Raw genomic sequence first — 24,370 nt, forward strand, 5'->3', positions numbered from 1 at the left:
CAGGTGGACGCGGAACCAAATCGGGGCGCGCGGCAGACTTCACCCGGTACAAAGATGCACTCGGTCTACTTTTTCCGTTAGGATTCCTCCGTGAGCTCTCCCCCCGACGCCTCCCTGCAGGCCCCCCACGCTCCCCCTCGTGCGGACGCTCGGCGTGACGACTCCCTGCGCGACCGGAAGCGCCGCGCGACCCTCCTCGCCATCGAGGACGCCGCCACCGCGTTGGTCCTCGAGCACGGGTACGACGCGGTGACGGTCGACCAGATCTGCGCGGCCGCCGAGGTCTCCAAGCGCACGTTCTTCAACTACGTCGCCTCCAAGGAGGCCGCGGTCATCGGCGCCAGCCCGCAGGACGTCCCCGAGGCCGAGCGCGAAGACTTCCTTGACGGGGTCGATCCGGACGTCCCACGCGCGCTGATGCGGGTCTTTCTCGCAGGCTTCGCGGCCACCCGCATCGCGGACAGGGAGCAGACAGCCATGCTCGTCCAACGCCGGCGTGACATCTTCCGGGCCGAGCCGCAGCTCGGTGCTGCGCGGATGACCGCCTCGTACCGGTTCCAGATCGAACTCGTGGACCTCGTGTCCTGCCACCTCGACCGGCATCCGCGGCTGCGCCGCCTGCCCGGGGTGAGCGCCGAGGCCGAGGCGCGCGCGTGCGTCGCGCTCGTCGCCGCCTCGGCAAACCTCGGCATGGCCACCTGGCTGAACCGCGACTCCGCCTCCTTCGACGACCTCCACGCCGACTGCGCCACCGCCCTGCGCCAACTCGCAGTGCTCGTCGGCGAGCCCTCCACCGCCGCCACCACCACCACCGACGGGATCCCGCATGAGTGAGACAGACCTCCGCACCACCGCGGCACCGCCCGGTGCCGACCGCTCCCCCGCCCCGGCGCCGACGACGCACAACGTCCCGCTGGTGTTCACCTCGCTGCTGCTGGGGATGCTCATCGTGTCCCTGGGGCAGATGATCTTCGCCACCGCGCTGCCGACGATCGTCGCCGACCTCGGTGGCGTCGACCGCATGAGCTGGGTCATCACCGTCTATCTGCTCACCATGACGATCGGGCTGCCCGTGTACGGCAAGCTCGGGGACCAGATCGGGCGCAAACCCCTCTTCGTCACGGCCATCCTGCTGTTCTCCGCCGGCTCCCTCCTCGGCGCGCTGGCGTGGAACATCGATCTGCTCATCGCCGCACGCGCGGTCCAAGGGCTCGGCGGCGGCGGCCTGATGGTCCTCTCCCAGGCGATCGTCGCCGATGTCGTCCCCGCCCGGCAGCGCGGCCGGTACATGGGCGTCATGGGCGCCGTCTTCGGGCTGTCCTCCGTCCTCGGCCCGCTCCTCGGCGGATTCTTCACTGAGGGGCCCGGCTGGCGGTGGGCGCTGTGGTTCAACCTCCCCGTGTGTCTGATCGCCCTCGTCGTGGCCGTCGTCTGGCTGCGCCTGCCCAACCGCGGCAGCGGACGCCGCACCGACTGGCCCGGCACGGTGCTCATGGCCATCGGCACCACCGCACTCATCCTCCTCTCGTCGTGGGGCGGCAACCGTTACGACTGGACCGACCCGGTCATCCTCGGCATGGGCGCGCTGTTCCTCGTGTGCGCCGTGGCCTTCGTCCGGGTCGAGCGTCGCTCCCCTCACCCGCTGATCCCGATGACACTGTTCGCCGAGCGCAACTTCTCGGTCTCCACCGCCGCCGGGCTCCTGATCGGCGTCGCGATGTTCGGGTGCATGGCCTACCTGCCGACGTACATCCAGATGGTCCACGGTCTCGGCCCCACCGCGGCCGGCCTCATGATGATCCCCATGATGATCGGCATGATGGGCACCTCCATCGTCGTCGGCAACATCGTCAGCCGCACCGGCCGCTACAAGTGGTACCCCGTCGTCGGCACGCTCATCATGGCCGTCGGGCTCTGGCTCATCGGCTCGCTGCAGGCCGGTGACACCCTCGTCCACCTCGGCGTGGTGCTCTTCGTGTTCGGTTTCGGACTCGGCCTGTGCATGCAGCTGCTCGTGCTGATCGTCCAGAACGCGTTCGCCATCACCATGGTCGGCACCGCGACCGCGTCCAACAACTTCTTCCGCCAGATCGGCGGCACGATGGGTTCGGCCATCGTCGGCTCGCTGTTCGTCAGCCGGCTCGCCGACCTCATGGGCGAGCGCGTCCCCGCGGCCGCTGCCGAGCTAGGAGCGTGGGTCAGTAACACGCCAGTTCAGGTCCGCTGATGGGGCGGGTTCGGCGGGATAATTGTCGTCATGGGCGAGGAAGGGTTGTTCGCCGCCGAGGAGTTCCGCGTCGAGCGGGCTGACCGGCAGGGCGAGGTCGAGCCGGTGGGCGCAGGCAAGACATTTCGGGCGTTCGACCCGGGCCAGGGGTTGTTGCTGCCGCCGTCGCTGGATGACTGGCTTCCGGCCGATCATCTGGCACGGTTCGTGGCGGATCTGGTCGATGAGCACCTGGATTTATCGCGGATCTACGTCTCCTACCAGGAGGGGCGCGGGGCCCCGCCGTACGATCCGCGGTTGATGGTGCGGTTGCTGATCTTCGGCTACACCACGGGGGTGCGCTCCTCCCGCGGGATCGAGAAGGCCTGCACCGACATCGTCGCTTTCCGGTGGTTGGCGGCCGGGGCGGCCCCGGACTACCGCGCGATCGCCAGGTTTCGCAAGAGGCACCTGGCCGCGCTGGGCAACCTGTTCTTGCAGGCGTTGGCGTTGTGCCAGGCCGCCGGGATGGTCACGCTTGGACAGGTCGCGCTGGATGGGACGAAGCTGCGGGCGAACGCCTCCAAACGCAAGGCCATGTCGTACGCGCGGCTGACGGACAAGGAGAAGGTACTGGCCCAGGAGGTCTCCGATCTGCTGGCCGCCGCCGAGGCCATCGACAAGGCCGAGGACGCCAAGTTCGGCAAGAACCGGCGCGGGGACGAGCTGCCCGATGAGCTGGCCCGCCGAGAGTCTCGCCTGGTCAAGCTGCGCCAGGCCAAAGCTGCTCTGGAAGCCGACGCCGCCGCCGATGCGGCGGAGAAGGCTGAGGCTAAGGCCCGCGGTAAGGGCGAAGACGAAGACACCGTCGCGCAGAAGGCCGCTGAGGCCGCCGAGCGCGCCACGCCCAGGCCGAAGGCCCAGCGCAACTTCACCGACCCGGAGTCGAAGATCATGCTCACCGGGGACGGGTCGTTCGCTCAGTGCTACAACGGCCAGGCCGTGGTCGATGCCGCCCATCAGATCATCGTGGCGGCCGAGGTCAACGACTGTGCCGCCGACGTCGGCAACCTCATCCCCATGACCGAGCAGGCCATCAGCAACACGGGGCAGGCCCCGAAGCAGATGCTCGCCGATGCCGGGTACTGCTCAGCCGCGAACCTCGCCGCCTCCGCCGAGGTCACCGGCGAGCAGGGCACCGAGTTCTTCATCGCCACCGGACGACAGCGCAGCGGGGAACCGGCGCCGATCGCCCCCCGGGGACCGATCCCGGCCAGCGCCACGGACAAGCAGCGCATGGCCCGCAAGCTCGCCACGAAGAAAGGCCGAGCGGTCTACGCCCAGCGCAAAGCGATCGTCGAACCGGTCTTCGGACAGATGAGCACCCTGCAGAACGGCAAGCAACTCCTGATTCGCGGTCTGGACGCCGCCCGCGGTGAATGGCTACTGCTCGCTGCCTGCCACAACCTGCGAAAGCTCCACGGTCATATCGGCGCCACCGGGCTCGGCGGCCTCCAGATCGCCTGAACTGGCAGGCCCGGGCGACCTACAGGCTGACCCGCGGACTGAACGCCATCACCGCGGCTTCGCAAACCGAATACCTGGCCGCCAGTGACGCCGGCCCGAGCGCAACGCTCTCACGCACTCCGCCGTACTCTCGGCGCGCTTCGAGCCATTACTGACCCATGCTCCTAGGCCCCGAGGGCGCCCGGGTCGCCGAGACCTTCGCCAACGGTGCGGGCGCCAACTCCATGAGCCCCGAGATCCTGGCCGGGCTGCCGGGCCCGCTGCACGACGCGATCGTCGGGGCGTACAACGACGCCCTGGTGCCGATCTACCACATGGTCGTCCCGCTCATCCTCGTGGCGACCGTGCTGCTGTTATTCGTCCGTGAGGACACCCTCAAGGAGACGGTCGACTGACCGTGCCCGCGGCGCACGCACCGGTGCGCCCGCCCCGACCGCGGTCCGCCGCCCTCACCCCCTCACCCCCGTGCCCGCGCTCACCGCGCGCCGGCGCGGGGGTGAGGAGTCCGACACGGGATCCGTACGCACGACACACGGCCCCGTCACGCGGCGTCACTAGCGTCCGACGAGTGACCACGCCTCACCTCACCGCTCCCGACCACACCGCCTCCCACCAGACCGTGCTGCGGTTCCTGGCCGCCCCGACCGACGTCGGGACGGGTACCCAGGTCCATACCGGCCGCATCCTCGAGTGGATCGACAAGGCCGCCTACGCGCTGGCCGCGGGATGGTCGGGTGGGTACGCCGTCACGGCCTACGTCGGCAACGTCCGTTTCTCCCGCCCGATCGCCTCCGGGGACCTCGTGGAGGTGTCCGCCCGGCTCGTGCACACGGGCACCTCCTCCATGCACATCCAGTGCGACGTCCGCGCCTGCGATCCCGCACGCACCGGGTACCGGCACTGCGCCGAGTGCCTGGTCGTCTTCATCGCCGTCCGCGACGGCGCGCCCACCCCGGTCCCCGCCTGGCGGCCCGCCTCGAGCCTGGAGATCCACGAGTCCGACGAGGCGGTCATGCGCATCGGGCTGCGCAAGGACATCGAGCGCGCGATGGCGCAGCAGGTCTACTCCGAGGCCGGCACCGCCCCGCGATCGACGCTGCGCCTGCTCGCCGCCCCCTCGGACGTCAACTGGGGAGGCAACGCCCACGGTGGACGGATCATGGCGTGGATCGATGACGCGGCGAACCTGTGCGCGGCCCAGTGGTCGGGTACCCCGTGTACCTCGGTGTACGCGGGCGGGGTGCGCTTCTACCATCCGGTACGGATCGGGGACGTGGTGGAGGTGGAGGCCCGCCTGCTGCACACCGGCCACGAGACCATGCACGTCTCCGTGCACGTGCGCTCCGGGGCGGCCACCTCGTCCGCCCGCACGCTCAGCACGCACTGCCTCACCGTCTGCGCCGCCCTGGGCGCGGACGGGCGCCCCACCCCGGTCGCGCGGTGGTCCCCCGTGTCCGCCGAGGACCACGCCCTGGACGCCCACGCACGCGACCTCGTCCGGCTGCGGGCGCGGGGACGGTCCTCGAGGCGGGCGCCCGCCTCAAGCTGAGCGATGCCGCCCGAAATGCGGAAGACGCCCGGAGCGATGTGCTCCGGGCGTCGTCACGGTGTACCCCCGATGGGATTCGAACCCACGCTACCGCCGTGAGAGGGCGGCGTCCTAGGCCGCTAGACGACGGGGGCTAGGACACGGATCCACAGGGGATCCGCTGTGAGCACTCGCGTGGAGCACTCCGCTGGCCTACCAGGACTCGAACCTAGAACGGCTGAACCAGAATCAGCTGTGTTGCCAATTACACCATAGGCCACTATTTTCACTTCTCCGCCGCTCTTCAGCGACCTCGAAGAGACTACCAAACCTCTGTGGGTGAATAGCAAATCGCCTGGTCAGTGGCCTCGTTTCTTCGACGGCTGGATTCGGCCACGCCCGTCATCCGTCGACGGGCGCGGCCGCTCTCATCAGCCGGCGACCGGTGCCGAGCGCAGACGGGACAGCGTCGCCTCACGGCCGAGCAGCTCGATGGACTCGAACAGCGGGGGCGAGATGTGCGAACCCGTCACCGCCACCCGGACCGGGCCGTAGGCCTTGCGCGGCTTGATGCCCAGGCCGTCCACCAGGGCCCCGGACAGCGCGGCCTCGATGGCGGGCGCCGTCCACTTCTCGAGAGAGCCGAGGGCGGCGATCGCCGCGTCGACGACCTCACGCGACCCGGGCTTGAGGTTCTTGGCCGCGGACTGCGGGTCCACCGTGAACTCCGACTCGTCCACCAGCAGGAAGCGGATCAGCTTCCAGGCGTCCGACAGAACCACGATGCGGGTCTGTAGCAACTCCGCCACGACCGCCCACCGTTGCTGGTCGAAGTCCTCCGGCAGCGTCAGTCCGTCCTGGGCCGGGTGGGCGACGAGGTACTCGCGCAGACGCCGTGCGAACTCGTCGGTCGGCAGCTGCCGGATGTGCTCGGCGTTGATCGCGTCGGCCTTCTTCTGGTCGAAGCGGGCCGGGTTCGCGTTGACCTGCCGGACGTCGAAGGCGTCGACCATCTCCTGGAGTGAGAACACGTCGCGGTCCTCTGACAGGCCCCACCCGAGCAGCGCCAGGTAATTGAGCAGGCCCTCGGGCAGCATGCCTCGGTCCCGGTGCAGGAAGAGGTCCGACTCGGGGTCGCGTTTCGAGAGCTTCTTGTTGCCCTCACCCATGACGAACGGCAGGTGACCGAACTCGGGCACACCGTCGGCCACGCCGATGCGCTCGAGGGCGCGGTACAGGGCGATCTGCCGCGGGGTGGAGCTGAGCAGGTCCTCGCCGCGCAGGACGTGCGTGATCTTCATGAGGGCGTCGTCGACGGGGTTGACCAGCGTGTAGAGCGGGATCCCGTTGGCGCGGGTGAGCGCGAAATCGGGGACCGTGCCGGCCTTGAAGGTCGTCTCGCCGCGGACGAGGTCGTTCCAGGACAGGTCCTCGTCCGGCATCCGCAGGCGGATCACCGCTCCGCGACCCTCGTCGCGGAAGGCCTGCTTCTGCTCCTCGGTGAGGTCGCGGTCGTACCCGTCGTAGCCGAGCTTGGGGTCGCGTCCGGCCGCCCGGTGCCGGGCCTCTACCTCCTCGGGGGTGGAGAAGGACTCGTAGGCCTCCCCCGCATCGATGAGCCGGCGCACGACGTCGAGGTGCAACTCACGCCGCTCCGACTGGCGGTACGGCGCGTACGGACCGCCGACCTCGGGCCCCTCGTCCCAGTCCAATCCGAGCCACCGCAGCGCGTCGAGGATCGCCTGGTAGGACTCCTCGGAGTCGCGCGCGGCGTCGGTGTCCTCGATCCGGAAGACGAACGTCCCACCCGTGTGCCGGGCGTGCGCCCAGTTGAACAGTGCCGTCCGCACGAGCCCCACGTGGGGTGTGCCGGTGGGCGACGGACAGAAGCGGACGCGGACATCGGAGGCTGTCATGAGGCCCATCCTAGAGACGGTCCCGGCTCGCACCCCCGTCGAGGACCGGCCTAGGATCAGCGGGTACCCGTGGCAGGCGCCTGCAGGACGGCGCCCCACGGACCGAACCGAGTCGAGGGAGGCGAGCCGTGGCGTCAGGGCTCCACCCCGACGTCGGACGACCAGTCACAGCCCCGGACTTCCTGCTCTCGCGGCCGACCGGCTCGCTGCGCACGCAGGGCGCCCTCGCCGCGTTCACCGATCCCGCCGACGCCGCACTGGCCCTTCGTTCGGGCTCCTGCGGACTCGTAGTGGGTGCGATCGGTTTCGAGCCGGACGCACCGGCCGCGCTCGTGGAGCCCGACGTCGTGGTGCGCACCGACGGCCCGCTCGAGCCGCCTGCGTATTTCCGCGCGATGCGGACCCGCGCCCACATCGCCGAGGAGGTGCCCACGGCGGCAGAGCACCGGGCGCGTGTCGCGACCGCGATCGCGGGCGTGCGCGCCGGTGAATTCGACAAGGTGGTGTTGGCCCGCGCGGTGCGACTAGCGGCGGACGAGCCGATCGATCCCCACGCGGTGTGCGCCGCCCTCATCGACTCGAGCCCCTCGGCCGACGGGTATCTCGTCGACCTCTCCCCCGCCGGCGGTCGCTACTCGGGCCGCGTCCTGGTGGGTTCCAGTCCCGAATTGCTCGTCCGTCGCCGGGGTGACCTGGTGGAGTGCCACCCGTTGGCCGGATCCGCGCCCCGTTCCGCTGACCCCGCCGCCGACCAGGCCGCGGGCCGCGCGCTGCGGGCCTCCGGGAAGGATGCCTCCGAGCACGCCTTCGTCGTGGACTCGCTGGCCCGGTCACTCGGGCCGGTGTGCACCGACCTGGAGATCCCCGAGCACCCTTCGTTGACGTCGACCCGGGAGATGTGGCACCTCGGGACCCGGATCCGGGGGCGCATCGCCGACCCCAGGACCACCGCTCTGGACCTGGCCCTGGCCGTCCACCCCACCCCCGCGGTGTGCGGGACGCCGACGGACGCGGCCCGCCGCCTCATCGCGGGGATCGAGGGCGACCGGGGGTTCTACGCAGGTGCGGTCGGGTGGTCCGACTCCGGCGGTGACGGCGACTGGATGGTCACCATCCGGTGCGTCGAGATCGACGCGGACCGCGCCGGGGCCGTCGCCTGGGCCGGGGGCGGGCTCGTCTCCGACTCCCAGCCCGACGACGAGGTAGCGGAGACCGGGGCCAAGCTGCGGACAGTCCTGCGGGCGGTCGGCGCCGCGTAGGCCACCGGAGGCCGGGCCCGCCCCGGCGCAGCCTAGGCCGCCGGGGTGGAGCCCGGCGGCACGCGGGTGGGCTACCTGTCGACGACCGGGTTGGTCAGCGCACCGATGCCCTCGATCTCCACGGTGACGCGGTCACCGGGCAGCATCGCCCCGACGCCTGCCGGGGTGCCGGTGAGGATGACGTCCCCGGGCAACAGGGTCATGACCCGGCTGACGTACTCGATGATCTCGCCGACGGTGTGCATGAACTGTGAAGTGTTGCCGTCCTGGCGCAGCTCGCTGGTCCCGTTCTCGTGCGTGAGGGTGGTGCGGACGTCGAGTCCGTTGGGGTCGAGGTCGGTGACGATCCACGGACCGAGCGGGCAGAAGGTGTCGTAGCCCTTGCCCCGCGTCCACTGTCCGTCGGAGAGCTGCTGGTCGCGCGCGGTGACGTCGTTCGCGCAGGTGTAGCCAAGGATGACCTCGTGCGCGCGGGCGGCGGCGACGTCGCGGCACGGCTGCCCGATCACGACGGCGAGCTCGCCCTCGTGGTCGACCCGCTCGGAGCTCGGCGGGTACGCGATGGCCGCCTCGGGGCCGACGACCGAGGTGTTGGGCTTGAGGAAGATCAACGGCTCGGCGGGCGCCGGCGATCCCATCTCCTCGGCGTGGTCGGCATAGTTCTTGCCGACGCACACGATCTTCGACGCCAGGATGGGCGCGAGGAGACGCACGTCGGCCAACGGCCACTCCCGGCCGGTGAACTCGGGGGTACCGAACGGGTGCTCGGAGATCTCGGCACAGGTCAGCGAGGAGGGGTCGGCGATGTCCCCACGGACCTCGACGAAGGCGAACCCCTGCGGATGGGCGATACGGGCGAGACGCATACCGCGATCCTAGGGCGTACGGAGGTCACGTAGGACGCGTGCCCCACGGTCGCGGAGCTCGGCCACCTGTGCGAGGTACAGCTCAGCGCAGGCGAGCGCGTCGACGGCCGCGTCGTGCGCGCGGTACCGGGGAAGCCCGTAGCGTCCCCGGGCACCCCACAGGCGCAGCTCGTCGGGCGAGGGATCCGCCGTGAACCCCATGTCGATCCCTCCGCCGAGGATCCGTCGCTGCAACTCGAGTGTGTCGACGGCCTCCAGCGGCGGGCGTACCCCGTACACGCGCCGACACAGCACGCCGAGGAAGTCCACCTCGATCGTGCTGTAGTGCGCAAGCAGGACGCGTCCGGTCAGGGCGGTGAGCACCCGGTCGAGCACCTCCGCGACCCCGGACCCGTGCGCCACATCGTCGTCGGTGAGGCCGTGCACGGTGGCGCTCTGGCCCACCCCGCCGTCGTCCCCCGACCGGCCGTCCGACCGCAGCACCATCGAGCCTGCCCCGCGCAGCACGATCCGGTCCCCGTCGACCGGGACGAATCCCACCGACACGACCCGGTCACGTCGTGGGTCGAGTCCCGTCGTCTCCACGTCCACGGCCAACAACCGCACCTCGTCGAGCGGTGTGGCGGGGCCCGGCGGCGGTGTCCGCAGGAAGGCGCCGAGCGGGCCGTCGGGCACCCGACGCGCCGCGCGCCGCCGGCGGGCGGCCGACGTCAGTCTGCCCAGTCCCGTCACATCTGCCCCACCCGGTACTGGATGGCCAACGCGGACTGCGCGGCCGCGATGATGCGGAACGCCGCCCGCAGGCGGTGGCGGTCCATCGTGCCGAGGCTCGACGGGTCGACGTGGTTGTCCAGGTCGAGTCCCTCGGCGATCTGGCGCGCGTGGTGGCGGTAGGCCAGACCCCTGAGGAATCGGATCGCGCCGGCGAGGTTCTCGGCGTCCGTCCGGGCGAGCACCCCGGCGGCCGCCGCGGCCTCGAGCCGGCCCAGCGTGGAGACCTCCGACAGCCCGGCCGACAGCGCGTGCAGCCGGGCAATCTGGACGACGGGTGCGATGCCGCCCGCCTTGATGTCCAGCGTGTTGCGGTACTCCCCCCGGCGCGCGACCACAAGGCCCCGGAAGAACCCGAGGGGCGGTTGCCAGTCGCAGGCGATCCGTGCCAGGTGGGCGAGGAACCGCCGGCTCCCCCGGGATCTGGAGAGCATCTCGCAGCGGACCCGGTCCACCAGACGCTCGGCCCCGTGGACGGCGCGGATGTCGAAGAACACCTGACTGTTCAGGACGGCCTCGGGGTCGGGCGCGCCCACCCAGTCCCGCACCCGTCGTTCCCAGTCGGACGCGGTTCGTCGCCACTGCGGGTTGCTCGCCATCACGTCGCCCGGGCACCGCGGGAAGCCCGCCCGGTCCAGGCCGTCGCAGACCTGGTCGGTGAGTGCGGCGAAGTAGTCGTGGGCGCCCGGGACCGTGTCGGCGGCGTCGTCGAGGATCAGGGCGTTGTCCTGGTCGCTGGAGGCGCCGAGTTCCCCGCGGGCCTGCGAGCCGAGTCCGACCCAGCAGTAGTCGGTGGGCGGCGGACCGAGGTCGGCCTCGGCCAGGGCGAGCAGTCTCCGGGTGGCGGCGTCGGCGGTGGCGGTGATGACCCGACCGATGTCCTGGGGTGCGGTCCCGCGCCGCACGAATTCACCGATCAGCGGCAGGAGCCGTTCCGCCAGCCGGGCGACCGTATCGGCGTCCGGGGCGCGGGAGATCCGCGCGGCGAGGTAGACGGGGTCGGCCTGTGCGAGCCGGAGCAGGTCGCTCGTGGTGACCATCCCCATCGGCGCCCCGTCCTGGCACACGGGTAGATGGTGGACCCCGCGGTCCATCTGGAGCAGCGTGGCGTCGAACGCCCGGGTGTGGGCGTCCACCGTCACCGGGTCGGGGGTCATGATGGTCGCGACCGGGGCCTCGGGGTCCCCGCTCACGGCGACGACCTTCGCGCGGAGGTCGCGGTCGGTGAAGATCCCCACCACGCGCCCGGCCTCGACCACCACCAGCGCCGACACCCGCTCCCTCGTCATGATCTGTGCGGCCTCCCGGATGGGGGTGTCGGGCCCCACGGTGACCGCGTCCCGCGTGAGCAGCTCCCCCACCGGCGTGCCGAGGGCGTCGCCGCCGGACGCGGCGACGCGGACGGAGGCCAGATCCTGGCGGATGCGGTCGCTGCGTGCGCCGAAGAAGGCGCGCAGGGCGGGATGCCCGGCGGCCAGCTCGTCGAACACCTCGCGGGGCATCTCGAGGAGAAGGGTGTCCGCCGAGGCGACCATGAGGTAGCGCGACAGGCGGGACTCGGTGAGGGTCGAGTAGCCGAAGCAGTCGCCCTCGTCGCGCGCGTCCAGCAGGGTGCCGTCGGGATCGCACACCTCGACGGCGCCGGTGCGGATGATGTGCAGGTAGTCGTTCGGCGTCCCCGGCTCGATGATCACCGAGCCGCGGCGGTGGTACCGCTGGGACAGCAGGGCGGGAAGCCGGTCGAGTTGCTCCGACGGCAGCGCGTCGAAGGGTGCGCAGCGGGCGAGGAAGTCGCGCACCTCGGCCAGTTCCACGTCCACGCCTCCACTGTGGACGCCGACGGCCCGCGGTGTGATCGCTTCACGCGATTCACACCCGCGGGCCGTCGGGGTGGGACGGGTCCCGGCGTGCCGACGCCGGGGAGGCGGTCCGGGCTAGGCGCTGACCGCGGCGACGATCCGGTCGCCCACCTCGGAGGTGACGACGGGTGCGTCGCCGCGCGAACCGAGGTCGGCCTCGACGGCGGCCTCGACGCGCGCGGCCTCGTCCTCCTTGCCGAGGTGGCGCAGGAGTAGGGCCACCGACAGGATGGCCGCGGTCGGGTCGGCCGTGCCCTCGCCGGCGATGTCCGGAGCCGAACCGTGGACGGGCTCGAACATCGACGGGTTGGTGCCGGAGGCGTCGATGTTGCCGGACGCCGCGGTGCCGATCCCGCCGGTGACGGCCGCGGCGAGGTCGGTGATGATGTCGCCGAAGAGGTTGTCGGTGACGATCACGTCGAAGCGCGCGGGGTCGGTGACCAGGTAGATGGTCGCGGCGTCGATGTGGCAGTAGTCCACCTCGACACCCGGGAACTCGGGCGCGACCTCGTTGACCGTCCGCTGCCACAGGCCACCGGCGTTGACCAGCACGTTGGTCTTGTGGACCAGCGTGAGCTTGCCGCGGCGGACCTGCGCGCGGGCGAACGCGTCGCGGACGACGCGCTCCACGCCGAAGCGGGTGTTGACCGACGTCTCGGTCCCGATCTCCTGCGGGGTGCCGACGCGGATCGCGCCACCGTTGCCGGTGTAGAGGCCCTCGGTGCCCTCGCGCACCACCACGAAGTCGATCTCACCGGGGTCCTTCAGCGGCGTGGCCGAGCCCGGGAACAGCCGCGAGGGACGGAGGTTGACGTGGTGGTCGAGAGCGAACCGCAGCGGGAGCAGCATGCCGCGTTCGAGCACGCCGGCCGGCACGGAGCGCGGGTCGCCGATGGCGCCCAGCAGGATGGCGTCGTGCTCCTTGAGGCTGGCGATGTCGGCGTCGGTGAGGGTCTCGCCGTTGCGCAGGTAGCGGCGGGCCCCGAGGTCGTACTCGGTCGTGGAGACGTCGGGCACCAGCGCGTGGAGGACCTTGAGCGCCTCGGCGATGACCTCGACGCCGATGCCGTCTCCGGGGATGACTGCGAGCTTCATGACGGTGTGGATTCCTTTGCTGCTCGTCAGTCGAGGTTGATCTGGGTGGCGGTGGCGCCGAGGTCGGAGACGATCCGGTCGATCGTCGGCTCGGCGACCGCACGGTCCACGCGCAGGATGAGCGACGCGCCCTCACCGGTGGCGTCCTGGCTCAGGGCGGCGGCCTGGATGTCGATGCCCTCGCCGCCGAGGATCGAGCCCACCTTGCCGAGCACACCCGGGCGGTCGGAGTAGTGGACGAAGAGGTTCTGGCCCTGGGCGCGCAGATCGAAGCCACGCTCGTTGATCCGGACGATCTTCTGCACCTGGTCCAGGCCCGAGAGGGTCCCGGTGACCTTCCCGGTGGAACCGTCGGCCGCGACGGCCGTGACGGTGACCGTGCTGCGGTAGGACTTGGACTCGCTGCGGGTCTCGACCGAGTGCGTGACGCCGCGCTGCTCGGCCATCTGGCCGACGTTGACGAACGTGGCCGGCTCGTCGGTGATGGCGGAGAACAGGCCGCGCAGGGCGGCCAGGCCGAGGACGTCGACCTGCTCGGCGGCGAGCTCGCCGGCGACCTCGACGTTGACGGTGGTGGGCACGCCCGGGCACAGGTGGCCGGCAATGAGGCCGACCTTGCGGACGAGGTCGAGCCAGGGGGCGACCTCGTCGCCGACCGGGCCGCCGGAGACGTTGACGGCGTCGGGCACGAACTCGCCGCGGAGCGCGAGCAGGACGCTGCGCGCGACGTCCGTACCGGCGCGGTCCTGGGCCTCGGCGGTGGAGGCGCCCAGGTGCGGGGTGACGACGGTGTTCTCGAGCTCGAACAGCGGCGAGTCGGTGCAGGGCTCGGTGTCGAACACGTCGAGCGCGGCGGCGCGGACCTTGCCGGACTTCAGGGCGTCGACGAGGGCGTCCTCGACGATGAGGCCGCCGCGGGCGGCGTTGACGATCACGACGCCGTCCTTGGCACGGGCGAGACGCGCGGCGTCGAACAGGCCGGCGGTCTCCTTGGTCTTGGGCAGGTGCATCGTGATGATGTCGGCCCGGGAGACCAGCTCGTCGATGTCCACGAGCTCGATGCCCAGCTGCGCCGCGCGGGCGGCCGGCAGGTAGGGGTCGTAGGCGATGATGTGGGTCTCGAACGCCGCCAGGCGCTGGGCCACGAGCTGCCCGATGCGCCCCAGGCCCACGACACCGACGGTCTTGCCGAGCAGCTCGACGCCGTTGAAGGAGCTGCGCTTCCAGGTGTGCTCGCGCAGCGTCCGGTCGGCGGCGGGGATCTGGCGGCAGGCGGCCATGAGCAGCGCGACGGCGTGCTCGGCGGCCGAGTGGATGTTGGAGGTGGGCGCGTTGACCACCATGACGCCGCGCTCGGTGGCGGCGGGGATCTCGACGTTGTCCAGGCCCACGCCGGCGCGGCCGATGATCTTGAGGTTGGGCGCGGCGGCGAGCACCTCGGCGTCGACGGTCGTCGCGGAGCGCACGAGCAGGGCGTCGGCGTCGGCGACGGCCTCGAGGAGCTTCGGACGATCCGGGCCGTCCACCCAGCGGACCTCCACGGCGTCGCCGAGCGCGTCGACGGTCGACTGGGCGAGCTTGTCGGCGATGAGGACGACGGGACGTCCGGATGCTGTCACAGTGGGATCTCCTCGGTGTCAAAACGGTCAGGGCCAGTCTAGGCCACCTGTCACCGCCGTCGATCAGTGGCCGGTGCGGCCCGGGCCGCCTACCGTGGCGGGGAGTCCGGCCCGACGGTCGCGCCCCATCCGGCCGCCGTCGTGGCACGGGCACGCCGACGAACACACCGACGAGCACACCGCCGCGCGACGAACGGAAAGCCCTGATGCCCCGCAGCCCCCGGTCGACACCGTCCCCGGTCCGATTCCCTGACCCGTGGTTGCCGGTGGTGGCGCCGGCGCGGGGCGCGACGGCGGTGGCGACGTATCTGCGGGCGCACCTGTACGGCGCGGCCGTGGGCCGCAGCATCCTCGACCGCTGTATCAGCGCCGTGGAGCCGGCCGACCGCGTGCGGTTGGTGCCGCTGCGCGCGGAGTTCGACCGGGAGATCGACACCGCCGCGGCTCTGCTGCGGCGCCTGTCGCCGTGGGGCGCGCCGGGTCGCGGACTCCTCAGGGCGTCGTCCGTGGTGACGCTCGCCGCGTTGCCCGTGGGACCGGTGTTGCGCGATCCGTTGGCGCGGCTCGCCGTCCTGGAGACGCTCCGCACCCTGGTGGTGGCCAAGCGCTCGATGTGGGAGCTGCTCGCGGCGTCGTGGGTCGCCGACGACCCGGCGCCCGGCGGTGACGACGACGACGAGTTCGGCGTCCACGACACCGGCCGGCTGCTGCGGGGTCTCGCGGAACAGGCCCGGGCGCAGGAGGAGTTACTGGAACAGTTGCGCCGCACCTACGGCCTGGCGGTCTTCGGGTGAGCGCCGCCGGGATCGTGCGCGCGGACGTCGTCGTGGTGGGCTCGGGCCCGAGCGGTCTGGCGGCGGCCGTGATGTGCGCGCGTGCCGGGCGGAAGGTCGTGGTCCTCGAGGCGCAGGACACCATCGGCGGCGGCTGCCGGACTCTGCCGATGTCCGACGTCGCCGGCGACATCCCGGACGATCTCGCCGACGGCCTGTTCGTGGACCCCTGTTCGGCCGTGCACCCGATGGCGGGGGCCTCGCCGTTCTTCCGCGACTTCGACCTGGCGGCCCACGGCGTCGAGCTGGCCGTGCCCGCGGTGCAGCTCGGGCACGCCCTGCCGGGCCGGGACGCGATCGTCGTGCCGTCCGGCCCCTCCCCCGCGACCCTCGCCGAGGGGTTGGGTTCGCGCGAGGAGGCCGACCGGTGGTGGAGCGTGATGGGCCCGCTGGGCCGCCGCGCCGAGGACGTGGTCGCGGCCGCCCTGTCCGATCAGCGCTCGATCCCGCCCGTGGCGGCGACGGCGGCGCTCGCCGGCGCCTTCCTGCGGGCGCATCCCCGCGGCGGGGTCGCCGATCCTCTCGGCCCGGACGGCCGGACGCTGCTGTCCGGTATCTCGTCCCACGCCATCACCCCGCTGACGTCCCCGGCCGCGACGGGCGTCGGGCTCGTCCTGGGCGCGCTGCTGCACTCCCCGCGCGGATGGGGTCTGCCCGTCGGCGGCAGCGGCGCGATCACGGCTGCCCTGGCCGATGCCGTGCGGGACGCGGGGGGCGAGATCCACACGGGCGTCACCGTCGACTCGCTCGCGCGACTCGACGCCCGCGACGTGGTGTTCAACACCTCGTCGAGGATCCTCGGCCGGATCCTGCTGGCGTCATCGCCGTCACCCGCCGTTGCGCGCCGCGCACGGAAGCTCATGGAGGCGCCGATGGGCGGCGCGGCCGCGAAGGTCGACCTCGTCCTATCGGGCCCTGTGCCGTGGCGGGACGAGCGCCTCGCCCGGGCGGGCACCGTTCATCTGGGCGGGGACTCGCAGGCGCTGGCCGTCGCCGAGCGCGAGGTGGCCGCCGGCCGCCACGCCGAGCGCCCGATGATCCTCGTCTCGCAGCCGTGGGTGACCGACCCCGGCCGCATCGCCCCGGACGGCCGGCGGCCACTGTGGACCTACGCCCACGTCCCCGCCTACTCCGGCCGCGACCAGACCGAGCAGGTGCTCGCCGCGCTGGAGGAGGTCGCACCGGGAGTGCGCGACGTCGTACTCGCCACCCACTGCACGCCCGCGGACCGGATGGCCGAACACAACGCCAACAACGCCGGCGGGGACATCGCGGCGGGACGGGTGGACCTGCGGGGTCTGGTCGCGCGCCCGGTGCCGCGGGTCGACCCGTTCGCCACGCCCGTCCCCGGCGTCTGGCACGCCTCGGGCTCCACGCCGCCCGGGCCCGGCGTGCACGGGATGGCCGGCCGGCACGTGGCGGACCGGATCCTCGGCCGCTGACCACCTCGCCGGCGACGTCACCTCGGGCAGGTCTGCCGGGTCACTGATAGGACACGAACCACGGGCGCGGCCGCACGGCCATCGTCTGCTCGGGCGTGAACGTGGGCGTGTCCTCGTCGTAGAAGTTCTTCCAGGCCATCCAGATGTCGGGAGAGAGCCCGCTGCGCAGGACGTCCCACGTCTCCATCTTGAGCTGCGGCGTGCCGTGGCCGTCCGCGTGCAGGGCGATCGCCACCTCCGCGCGGGAGGTGTCTATCCGGTCGCGGTTGCTGATCATGGCCATGCTAAACTGGTGGAGGATGAGCAGCTTCTGCGGTCCCCCGCTGTCGCGGGTCAGGTCCGCCAGCCAGTGGATCACCCGGTTGATCTCCTCGGCGTCCACCGACCCGATCTGCGCGCCCGGCTGCTGGCCCGGCTTCAGTTTCCACTCGGGGTCCAGCGCCAGCCCTACGCCGGGCCGGCGCAGCAGGTCCTCGAAGATCTTCGCCTGGTCGACCATGTCGGCCATCCCCGGCTGCAGGTCGATCACCGCGTACCCGCCGGCCTCGGTGATCGCGTCGACGAGCGGGACGAAGATCTCCGGGTCCCACTCGTTGGTGAAGTTGCCGTCGGCTCCCGGTCCGCCCGCGGCGACCGTCCCGATGATCTCGAACGCCGGGACCACCGGTTCCGGCGAAAAGGGTTGGTACTGGTCGACCAGAGTCTGCACACGCGCCACACTCTCGGCGGGGCCCTGCTCGCCGAGGATGCCCAGCGCAGGGGTGATGGGCGAGCCGTAGGCGGCCACGAAGCGACGCCCGGGGAACATGAGCTGCCCGCCGCCCGGGAGCTCGGGCACCGTGCGGGCGGTCTCGACGCGATCGCCGAGCTCCTGCTCGGTCCCCCACCCGGGGCCGAGTGCGTAGACCGCGTCGGCGTCCCGCACTGCCTCGACCGACCCGCCGTCGACCCGGGGATCCGGTGCCCGGAGGTGGGACACCGCCGCACCCGCGGCCACGGCCGTCGCGATCGATGCGACGGGGGTCCGGTCGTGGACGAGCACGCTCGGGGCGTCGTCGCCGTCCCATGCGGGTGCACCCGGCTCGAACGGCTCTGCCGCACCCTCGCCGCCTCCGGCGGCATCCGCGCCGCCGCCCGCGGTGTTCGGACCGCCGATCGTCATCAGCGCCGGCGCGCCGGGTGACTGGTGGACCGTGACGTCGTCGATCCGGTCGCCGGGGACCTCCAGCTCGGAATCGAAGGTGATCCCGGTCAGCTCCTCGAGCCCCGGCCGGTCGGTCGGGGAATCGACCACCTCGCCGTCGTCGTATCCGAACGACACCGCGCCGACCCGGAGCACCCGCTCGGCGCCGAGTCGCGACACCTCGTCGGCCAGGCCCGCCTCGCCGCCCGGAACGGCGGTGAGCATCGGGGCGCGCAGGCCCACGGCGACCGACGCTGCGGTGGCCTGGGCGGCCTCGTCCGGCGCGGCCACCACGACCACCGGCGCGGACTCCACCAGCAGTCGCGTGGCCTCCACACCCGAGCCGTCGGCGTCGGTGGCGATCCGGACCCCGTCCGCCTCGACCGCCCGCATCCCCGGGGCGTCACCGTCCTCCGTCGACCCACAGGCCACCGTCGTGGCGGCCAGGGAAAAGGCGAGGACCGCCGCACCCACACCTCGGTTGATGTGACGCACGGCGGTCCTCCTAAAGTTGTCGGGAATCGATCCCGGTGGACCCTACAGGGGCCTCACACGAGATGCTTCCGCAACACTCAGGCGGTCTCCGTGATGGGACGGTCGACCCAGCTCATGAGGTCGCGCAGCTTCTGGCCGGTGACCTCGATCGGGTGCTCCGCGTTCTCCTTGCGCAGCGCCTCGAGCTCCTTGTTGCCGCCCTCAACGTTGGCCACGAGGCGCTTGGTGAACTCGCCGTTCTGGATGTCCGCGAGGATCTCCTTCATGCGCTCCTTGGTGCCGGCGTCGATGACGCGCGGGCCGGAGAGGTAGCCGCCGAACTCCGCGGTGTCGGACACCGAGTAGTTCATGCGGGCGATGCCGCCCTCGTACATGAGGTCCACGATGAGCTTGAGCTCGTGGAGCACCTCGAAGTAGGCCAGCTCGGGCTCGTACCCGGCCTCGACCATGACCTCGAAGCCCGTCTTGACGAGCTCCTCGGTGCCTCCGCACAGCACGGCCTGCTCACCGAACAGGTCGGTCTCGGTCTCGTCCTTGAAGGTGGTCTTGATGACGCCGGCGCGGGTGCCGCCGATCGCCTTGGCGTAGGACAGCGCGAGCGCCTCGCCCTCGCCCTTGGGGTCCTGCTGCACGGCGATGAGCGCCGGGACGCCCTTGCCGTCGACGAACTGACGACGCACGAGGTGGCCGGGGCCCTTCGGCGCGACCATCGCGATGGTGACGTTCTCGGCCGGCTTGATGAGGCCGAAGTGGATGTTGAGGCCGTGGCCGAAGAACAGCGCGTCGCCGTCGTTCAGGTTGGGCTCGATGTCGTCGGCGTAGATCTGCGCCTGCGAGGTGTCGGGGGCGAGCAGCATGACGACGTCGGCCCACTTGGCGGCCTCGGACGCGGTCATGACCTTGAGGCCGGCCTCCTCGGCCTTCTCGCGGGACTTGGAGCCCTCGCGCAGGCCGATCACGACCTCGACACCGGAGTCGCGCAGGCTCAGCGAGTGCGCGTGGCCCTGCGAGCCGTAGCCGATGACGGCGACCTTGCGGCCCTGGATCAGCGACAGGTCCGCCGAATCGTCGTAGAACATCTCCACTGCCATGGTGGATTCCCTTCGTTTGTTATCGGTAAGTCGAAACCGGGTTACTGGTCGAGACTATCGAGTGGTGGTGATGGACTTGGGACCGCGTCCGAGCGCGACCATCCCGGACTGGACGATCTCGCGGATGCCGTAGCCGTCGAGCATTCGCAACAGCGCGTCGAGCTTGTCCGGCGTGCCGGTCGCCTCGAGCGTGAGCGACTCGGGCGAGACGTCGACGATGTGCGCACGGAACAGGCTGGCGATCTCCACGATCTGCCCGCGGTTGGTGGCGTCGGCCCGGACCTTGACCAGCGTGAGCTCGCGGGCCACCGAACCGGCCGGGTCCTGCTCGACGATCTTGATGACGTTGACCAGCTTGTTGAGCTGCTTGGTCACCTGCTCGAGCGGGAAGTCCTGGACGTTGACCACGATCGTCATGCGGGACAACCCGACGGTCTCGGTCGGGCCCACGGCCAGCGACTCGATGTTGAACCCGCGCCGGGAGAACAGCGACGCGACGCGCGCGAGCACGCCGGGCTTGTCCTCCACCAGCACGCTCAGGGTGTGGGAACGCGCGCTCACTGATCCTCCTCCTGGCCGGCGATGACGGCGGCGTCGATCCGCTCGGTCACCTCGTGGATCTCCGTGGCCTCGTCCGCCGCGGAGTCGGTGTCGTCGAACAGCGGCCGGATGTCCCGGGCCGCCATGATCTCGTCGTTGGACGTCCCGGCCGCGACCATCGGCCAGACCTGGGCGTCCTTGCCCACGATGAAGTCGATGAGCACCGGCCGGTCGTTGATCTCGCGCGCCTTGGCGATCACGTCGTCCACGTCCTCGGCCCGCTCGCAGCGCAGCGCCACGCAGCCCAGCGCCTCGCCGAGCTTGACGAAGTCGGGGATGTGCATGGAGTGCGTCGACAGGTCGGTCTGCGAGTAGCGCTCCTCGTAGAACAGCGTCTGCCACTGCCGGACCATGCCGAGGTTGCCGTTGTTGATGAGCGCGACCTTGATCGGCGCACCCTCGATGGCACAGGTGGCCAGCTCCTGGTTGGTCATCTGGAAACAGCCGTCGCCGTCGATGGCCCACACCTCGGCGTCCCGACGGCCGAACTTGGCGCCCATCGCGGCGGGCACCGCGTAGCCCATAGTGCCGAGGCCGCCCGAGTTGAGCCACGTGCGTGGCTTCTCGTACTTGACGAACTGGGCCGCCCACATCTGGTGCTGCCCCACGCCCGCGCAGTACACCGCGTCGGGGCCGGCGGCCGCGCTGAGGCGCTCGATGACGTACTCCGGCGACAGGGACCCGTCCGACTGCGGCGCGTACCCCAGCGGGTACTCGTCCCGGATCTCGTCCAGCTCGCCGACCCACGCGGACGGCGCGTCCAGTGCCCCGGACTCCCGCTCACCGCGGAGCGTCTCGACGAGCTCGACCAGCACCTCCTTGATGTCGCCGACGATCGGCACGTCGACCGCACGGTTCTTGCCGATCTCCGCCGGGTCGATGTCCGCGTGGATGACCTTCGCGTCGGGCGCGAACGTGTCGAGGCGGCCCGTGACCCGGTCGTCGAAGCGCGCCCCGAGCGTCACCAGCAGGTCGGAGCGCTGCAGCGCGGCGACCGCGGCGACCGTGCCGTGCATGCCGGGCATGCCGTAGTGCAGCCGGTGCGAGTCCGGGAACGCCCCGCGGGCCATGAGCGTGGTGACGACGGGGATGCCCGTCAGCTCGGCCAGCGCCATGAGCTCCGCCGAGGCGTCCGCCTTGATGACGCCGCCGCCGACGTACAGCACCGGTCGCGTCGACCGCGCGATCATCCGGGCGGCCTCGCGGATCTGCTTGCCGTGCGGCTTGGTGACGGGCCGGTAGCCGGGGAGCTTCATCTCCGGCGGCCACGAGAACGTCATCTCGCCCTGGAGGACGTCCTTGGGGATGTCCACCAGCACGGCACCCGGACGGCCCGTCTGGGCGATGTGGAACGCCTCGGCGATCATCCGCGGGATGTCGTCGCCGTGGGAGACCAGGAAGTTGTGCTTGGTGATCGGCATCGTGATGCCGGAGATGTCGGCCTCCTGGAAGCCGTCCGTGCCGATGAGGGAGGTCCCCACCTGGCCGGTGATCGCCACGACCGGAACCGAGTCCATCTGTGCGTCCGCGAGCGGCGTCACCAGGTTGGTGGCACCGGGCCCCGAGGTCGCCATGCAGACGCCGACCCGGCCGGTGGCCTGGGCGTAACCGGTGGCGGCGTGGCCCGCACCCTGCTCGTGCCGGACGAGCACGTGCCGGACCTTGGCCGAGTCGTAGAGCGGGTCGTAGACCGGCAGGATCGCCCCGCCGGGAATGCCGAAGACCACCTCGGTGCCGATCTCCTCGAGGGACCGGACGACGGCCTGCGCGCCCGTCATCCGCTCGGGGGCCGCCGGGCGGGCCTTCTGGTCTGTGCCCGGACGGGGTCCGGGCTGTGCCGTTGGTGCGCTCACTTCAACTGTCCTTCATGCTGGTCGTGGAGCTTGTCGTTCGTCGCCTCACCCGGTCCGGTGGGACCGGTGGAACCTGGCAACAAAAAACCCCCGACGGCCACATGGGGCCGGCGAGGGTGCGCGTCGGGGGAAAGCCAGGTTGCGGCTCAGGCGCCGACGCGCCGGCCGAGTACGAGACCGTTCCAGGTGTTCACGCGGCCCAGACTAGGCCCCGGCCGTCCGAAGCGTCAACTCGTGGAACACCGATCCCACATAGTGGACCGTGCGAGACTAGAGGACATCATGAGCGCCCCATTCAGAGCCCCCGTGCCGGAGTCGACCCCGCGCGACCGCGCCCTCTTCCGCGTCAACCCCATGTCCTACATCGTCATCGCCATCCTCGTCGTGGCGATCCTCTGGCCCGTCGCGGCCTACCCGCTCGCCCTCGGCTGGCTGGTGCTGATCCCGGTGGCCTTCGCCTGGTGGGTGGCCAGGACCCGCACCCGGCTCGACGAGCGCGGAGTGCACCTGTCGACCTGGCGCTCCCGGCGCTCGGTCCCGTGGGACGAGGTGAAGGGCGTGATGTTCCCGAAGAAGGGCTTCGCCCGGCTCGTGACGACCTCGGACGACTCCCTACCGATGGGCGGCGTGTCGTTCCACGACCTTCCGCGCCTGTCCGCCGCCAGCCGGGGCCGCATCCGCGACCCCTACTCCGCGCCCGGACCCGAGCAGCCCTGATCCTCCCCGGCCGGCCGGCACCCGGTCGGCCACGGCCTGTCGGCGCATCCCCATGCGCTCGTACACGAGGGTGACCGCGATGCCCACCACGAGGCCGCCCACCGTCCAGGCGCCGAGCACCCACACGGCGTGACCGAGCCCGGCCTCCCAGTCCGAGTCGAAGAACATGATCGCGCGCAGGCCGAGATATGCCTGGTGCATCGGCTGCAGGTCGCCGATGGCGACGAAGACGGGCGGCAGCATCTGCGTGGGCGTCGCCCCACCCGAGGTGGGGATCCCGAGCACCACGAACAGCACGAGGTTGACCAGCAGTCCGGCGTTGCCGATCGCGGCGATGATGGTGTGCGCGCAGACCCCCACCGCCACGATCACGAGGTTCGAGAACCAGAACATGTGCCACGGGTCGTACCCGCTGATGCCGAGGATGTCCGCCACCCACAGGCACAGAGCCGACACCAGCGGGGCGGTGACCAGCGTGACCGCCCACTTCCGTACGAGAGTCTGGACCCGACCGAACGGCGCCACGTGGACGTGATGGGCGAACGGCCCGATCTCCAGCGGGATGAACCCGAGCCGGGCGTCCAACAGCGCGGAGATGATCATCGCGCCGGTGAACCCGGCCAGGATGACGACCAGCGCGTAGAACATCGGCAGCGACGCGTTGGAGACGCCCGCCGGCAACGGGTTCCACGCCGTGACGTCGACCCGGATCGGGTCGCCGAGCGCGAGCTCCGCGGCCGCGTCGACCGTCCCGCCCTCTGCCCCGGCGAGGAGCTGGGCGTCCTCCACCAGACCCGGCCCGACACGCTCCCGGAACGACTCCCGCATCCGGTCGGCCATCGTGTTCATCACCTGGCCGGAGACGATCGACACCCGCGGTGAGTACTGCATCTCCACGCGGGCGCGGCCCGGCACCGGCCCGCTCCGACCCGCCTCCGTCGCGGCCGCCTCGACCAGCCCGACGACCCGTTCGCTGAGGTCGGCGGGTATCCGCAGAGCGCCGAAGTACGTACCGTCCCGCAGCCCGGCCTCCGCGGTGGCGGAGTCCACCATGTGCAGCCGGACGGTTCCCCAGTCGTTGTTCTGGATGAGCCCCGCCGTGATGCGGGTGCCGACGTCGATCCGTCGCGGGCCGACCGGGGTCTCGAGCGTCGCCGCCTCGTCCTCGTTCACGACCGCGACAGGGATGTGTCGGGCGTGGGCCTGCGGGTCCGCGGTGCCGCCGATGTACATGAAGGCCAGGAGGAAGAACAGGCCGCAGACGACCGCGACGGCCCCTGCGGAGTGCGAGACGAACTCCCGGATCCCGCCGGTGTGGCCGGAGTCGCTCATGTCCATCCCCCTCTCGTCGTGGGCGGGCGGGCCTGGCGGCCGACCGTGAGAAGAGTAAACCCGCACCGGGGCGTATCGTGGGGAGGTCACGGCCAGTCCGGGGCGCCGCCGTCGGCGCGTCCGGAACGCCCTGCGGGTGCAGCCCCTCCGGCCGCCCGTTCTCCTTCGAACCGGATCG

20 protein-coding genes and 2 tRNA genes are annotated in these 24,370 nt (G+C 71.4%); 9 read left to right on the forward strand and 13 right to left on the reverse strand.

Annotated features, from left to right (window positions below):
* Positions 1-90 precede the first annotated feature (90 nt).
* From VYL96_RS09195 to VYL96_RS09215, 5 genes are all read left to right on the forward strand, one after another.
* Complete coding sequence (locus VYL96_RS09195) at positions 91-834, forward strand: TetR/AcrR family transcriptional regulator (protein ID WP_084374701.1); 744 nt, start codon at positions 91-93, stop codon at positions 832-834.
* Positions 827-2,227 carry an MDR family MFS transporter gene (locus VYL96_RS09200; protein ID WP_243699582.1) on the forward strand — a complete coding sequence of 467 codons (1,401 nt, stop codon included), beginning with the start codon at positions 827-829 and terminating at the stop codon, positions 2,225-2,227. Before VYL96_RS09195 ends, VYL96_RS09200 begins: the two co-directional genes overlap by 8 nt.
* Positions 2,228-2,257: 30 nt before the next feature.
* Positions 2,258-3,733, forward strand: a complete 1,476-nt coding sequence (locus VYL96_RS09205) for an IS1182 family transposase (RefSeq protein ID WP_329436936.1) — start codon at positions 2,258-2,260, stop codon at positions 3,731-3,733.
* A gap of 158 nt (positions 3,734-3,891) precedes the next feature.
* The gene (locus VYL96_RS09210) at positions 3,892-4,128 is read left to right on the forward strand and encodes a hypothetical protein (protein ID WP_243699752.1); all 237 of its coding nucleotides are present in this window, start codon (positions 3,892-3,894) and stop codon (positions 4,126-4,128) included.
* Positions 4,129-4,301: 173 nt separating this feature from the next.
* Positions 4,302-5,282 (forward strand): acyl-CoA thioesterase, encoded by a 981-nt coding sequence (locus VYL96_RS09215; protein ID WP_084374703.1) that lies wholly within the window; start codon positions 4,302-4,304, stop codon positions 5,280-5,282.
* Positions 5,283-5,343: 61 nt separating this feature from the next.
* Here the strand turns inward: VYL96_RS09215 and VYL96_RS09220 are convergent.
* From VYL96_RS09220 to gltX, 3 genes are all read right to left on the reverse strand, one after another.
* Positions 5,344-5,416: transfer RNA gene (locus VYL96_RS09220), tRNA-Glu, on the reverse strand.
* Between the two features lie 53 nt (positions 5,417-5,469).
* Positions 5,470-5,541 (reverse strand) — tRNA-Gln (locus VYL96_RS09225).
* Between the two features lie 151 nt (positions 5,542-5,692).
* Positions 5,693-7,177 (reverse strand): glutamate--tRNA ligase, encoded by a 1,485-nt coding sequence (gene gltX, locus VYL96_RS09230; RefSeq protein ID WP_061227790.1) that lies wholly within the window; start codon positions 7,175-7,177, stop codon positions 5,693-5,695.
* Positions 7,178-7,305: 128 nt separating this feature from the next.
* On the opposite strand from gltX, the gene VYL96_RS09235 reads away from it, so the two are divergent.
* The gene (locus VYL96_RS09235) at positions 7,306-8,436 is read left to right on the forward strand and encodes an isochorismate synthase (protein ID WP_061227791.1); all 1,131 of its coding nucleotides are present in this window, start codon (positions 7,306-7,308) and stop codon (positions 8,434-8,436) included.
* Between the two features lie 71 nt (positions 8,437-8,507).
* On the opposite strand, the gene VYL96_RS09240 is transcribed toward VYL96_RS09235, so the two are convergent.
* The 5 genes from VYL96_RS09240 to serA all read right to left on the reverse strand — a co-directional run bounded on the left by VYL96_RS09240 (position 8,508) and on the right by serA (position 14,646).
* Positions 8,508-9,302, reverse strand: coding sequence for a fumarylacetoacetate hydrolase family protein (locus tag VYL96_RS09240; protein ID WP_061914404.1), 795 nt, complete (start codon positions 9,300-9,302; stop codon positions 8,508-8,510).
* A 9-nt stretch (positions 9,303-9,311) separates the two neighbouring features.
* Positions 9,312-10,034 carry an exonuclease domain-containing protein gene (locus VYL96_RS09245; RefSeq protein ID WP_061914406.1) on the reverse strand — a complete coding sequence of 241 codons (723 nt, stop codon included), beginning with the start codon at positions 10,032-10,034 and terminating at the stop codon, positions 9,312-9,314.
* Positions 10,031-11,893: a DUF294 nucleotidyltransferase-like domain-containing protein gene (locus VYL96_RS09250; RefSeq protein ID WP_061914408.1), complete on the reverse strand. Its 1,863-nt coding sequence runs from the start codon at positions 11,891-11,893 to the stop codon at positions 10,031-10,033. The genes VYL96_RS09245 and VYL96_RS09250 overlap by 4 nt, the downstream gene beginning before the upstream one ends.
* 114 nt (positions 11,894-12,007) lie before the next feature.
* Complete coding sequence (locus VYL96_RS09255) at positions 12,008-13,027, reverse strand: 3-isopropylmalate dehydrogenase (RefSeq protein WP_061914410.1); 1,020 nt, start codon at positions 13,025-13,027, stop codon at positions 12,008-12,010.
* A 26-nt stretch (positions 13,028-13,053) separates the two neighbouring features.
* Positions 13,054-14,646: a phosphoglycerate dehydrogenase gene (gene serA, locus VYL96_RS09260; protein WP_007627150.1), complete on the reverse strand. Its 1,593-nt coding sequence runs from the start codon at positions 14,644-14,646 to the stop codon at positions 13,054-13,056.
* A gap of 206 nt (positions 14,647-14,852) precedes the next feature.
* Between serA and VYL96_RS09265 the strand changes: the two genes are divergently transcribed.
* Together VYL96_RS09265 and VYL96_RS09270 are read left to right on the forward strand one after the other, a co-directional pair.
* A complete protein-coding gene (locus VYL96_RS09265) occupies positions 14,853-15,440 on the forward strand; it encodes a hypothetical protein (RefSeq protein WP_061914412.1) in 588 nt (195 codons plus the stop codon).
* Positions 15,437-16,921 (forward strand): phytoene desaturase family protein, encoded by a 1,485-nt coding sequence (locus VYL96_RS09270; protein ID WP_165928510.1) that lies wholly within the window; start codon positions 15,437-15,439, stop codon positions 16,919-16,921. The genes VYL96_RS09265 and VYL96_RS09270 overlap by 4 nt, the downstream gene beginning before the upstream one ends.
* 40 nt (positions 16,922-16,961) lie before the next feature.
* On the opposite strand, the gene VYL96_RS09275 is transcribed toward VYL96_RS09270, so the two are convergent.
* The 4 genes from VYL96_RS09275 to VYL96_RS09290 form a co-directional block, all read right to left on the reverse strand.
* Positions 16,962-18,599, reverse strand: a complete 1,638-nt coding sequence (locus tag VYL96_RS09275) for a hypothetical protein (RefSeq protein WP_061914414.1) — start codon at positions 18,597-18,599, stop codon at positions 16,962-16,964.
* Positions 18,600-18,676: 77 nt separating this feature from the next.
* Positions 18,677-19,690, reverse strand: coding sequence for a ketol-acid reductoisomerase (ilvC, locus tag VYL96_RS09280; protein ID WP_061229706.1), 1,014 nt, complete (start codon positions 19,688-19,690; stop codon positions 18,677-18,679).
* 54 nt (positions 19,691-19,744) lie between these two features.
* Complete coding sequence (gene ilvN, locus VYL96_RS09285; RefSeq protein WP_061914416.1) at positions 19,745-20,251, reverse strand: acetolactate synthase small subunit; 507 nt, start codon at positions 20,249-20,251, stop codon at positions 19,745-19,747.
* On the reverse strand, positions 20,248-22,143 hold the full coding sequence (locus VYL96_RS09290) for an acetolactate synthase large subunit (protein WP_083961657.1): 1,896 nt from the start codon (positions 22,141-22,143) through the stop codon (positions 20,248-20,250). Before VYL96_RS09290 ends, ilvN begins: the two co-directional genes overlap by 4 nt.
* Positions 22,144-22,425: 282 nt before the next feature.
* On the opposite strand from VYL96_RS09290, the gene VYL96_RS09295 reads away from it, so the two are divergent.
* Positions 22,426-22,860: a PH domain-containing protein gene (locus tag VYL96_RS09295; RefSeq protein WP_082767816.1), complete on the forward strand. Its 435-nt coding sequence runs from the start codon at positions 22,426-22,428 to the stop codon at positions 22,858-22,860.
* On the opposite strand, the gene VYL96_RS09300 is transcribed toward VYL96_RS09295, so the two are convergent.
* On the reverse strand, positions 22,756-24,192 hold the full coding sequence (locus VYL96_RS09300) for a YhgE/Pip domain-containing protein (protein ID WP_232303025.1): 1,437 nt from the start codon (positions 24,190-24,192) through the stop codon (positions 22,756-22,758). The two genes, VYL96_RS09295 and VYL96_RS09300, sit on opposite strands and share 105 nt — an antisense overlap.
* Positions 24,193-24,370: the final 178 nt, after the last annotated feature.

The sequence above is a fragment of the Dietzia maris genome (assembly GCF_036287335.1).
In the GTDB taxonomy this organism is placed as follows: domain Bacteria; phylum Actinomycetota; class Actinomycetes; order Mycobacteriales; family Mycobacteriaceae; genus Dietzia; species Dietzia cinnamea.

Bases quoted from the DNA above. Each gene is read 5' to 3' on its own strand.
- gltX (WP_061227790.1), bottom strand. From the start codon at position 7,177: ATGACAGCCTCCGATGTCCGCGTCCGCTTCTGTCCGTCGCCCACCGGC.
- VYL96_RS09200 (WP_243699582.1), top strand. From the start codon at position 827: ATGAGTGAGACAGACCTCCGCACCACCGCGGCACCGCCCGGTGCCGAC.
- VYL96_RS09205 (WP_329436936.1), top strand. From the start codon at position 2,258: ATGGGCGAGGAAGGGTTGTTCGCCGCCGAGGAGTTCCGCGTCGAGCGG.
- VYL96_RS09265 (WP_061914412.1), top strand. From the start codon at position 14,853: ATGCCCCGCAGCCCCCGGTCGACACCGTCCCCGGTCCGATTCCCTGAC.
- VYL96_RS09255 (WP_061914410.1), bottom strand. From the start codon at position 13,027: ATGAAGCTCGCAGTCATCCCCGGAGACGGCATCGGCGTCGAGGTCATC.
- ilvC (WP_061229706.1), bottom strand. From the start codon at position 19,690: ATGGCAGTGGAGATGTTCTACGACGATTCGGCGGACCTGTCGCTGATC.
- VYL96_RS09240 (WP_061914404.1), bottom strand. From the start codon at position 9,302: ATGCGTCTCGCCCGTATCGCCCATCCGCAGGGGTTCGCCTTCGTCGAG.
- VYL96_RS09295 (WP_082767816.1), top strand. From the start codon at position 22,426: ATGAGCGCCCCATTCAGAGCCCCCGTGCCGGAGTCGACCCCGCGCGAC.
- VYL96_RS09210 (WP_243699752.1), top strand. From the start codon at position 3,892: ATGCTCCTAGGCCCCGAGGGCGCCCGGGTCGCCGAGACCTTCGCCAAC.
- VYL96_RS09300 (WP_232303025.1), bottom strand. From the start codon at position 24,192: ATGAGCGACTCCGGCCACACCGGCGGGATCCGGGAGTTCGTCTCGCAC.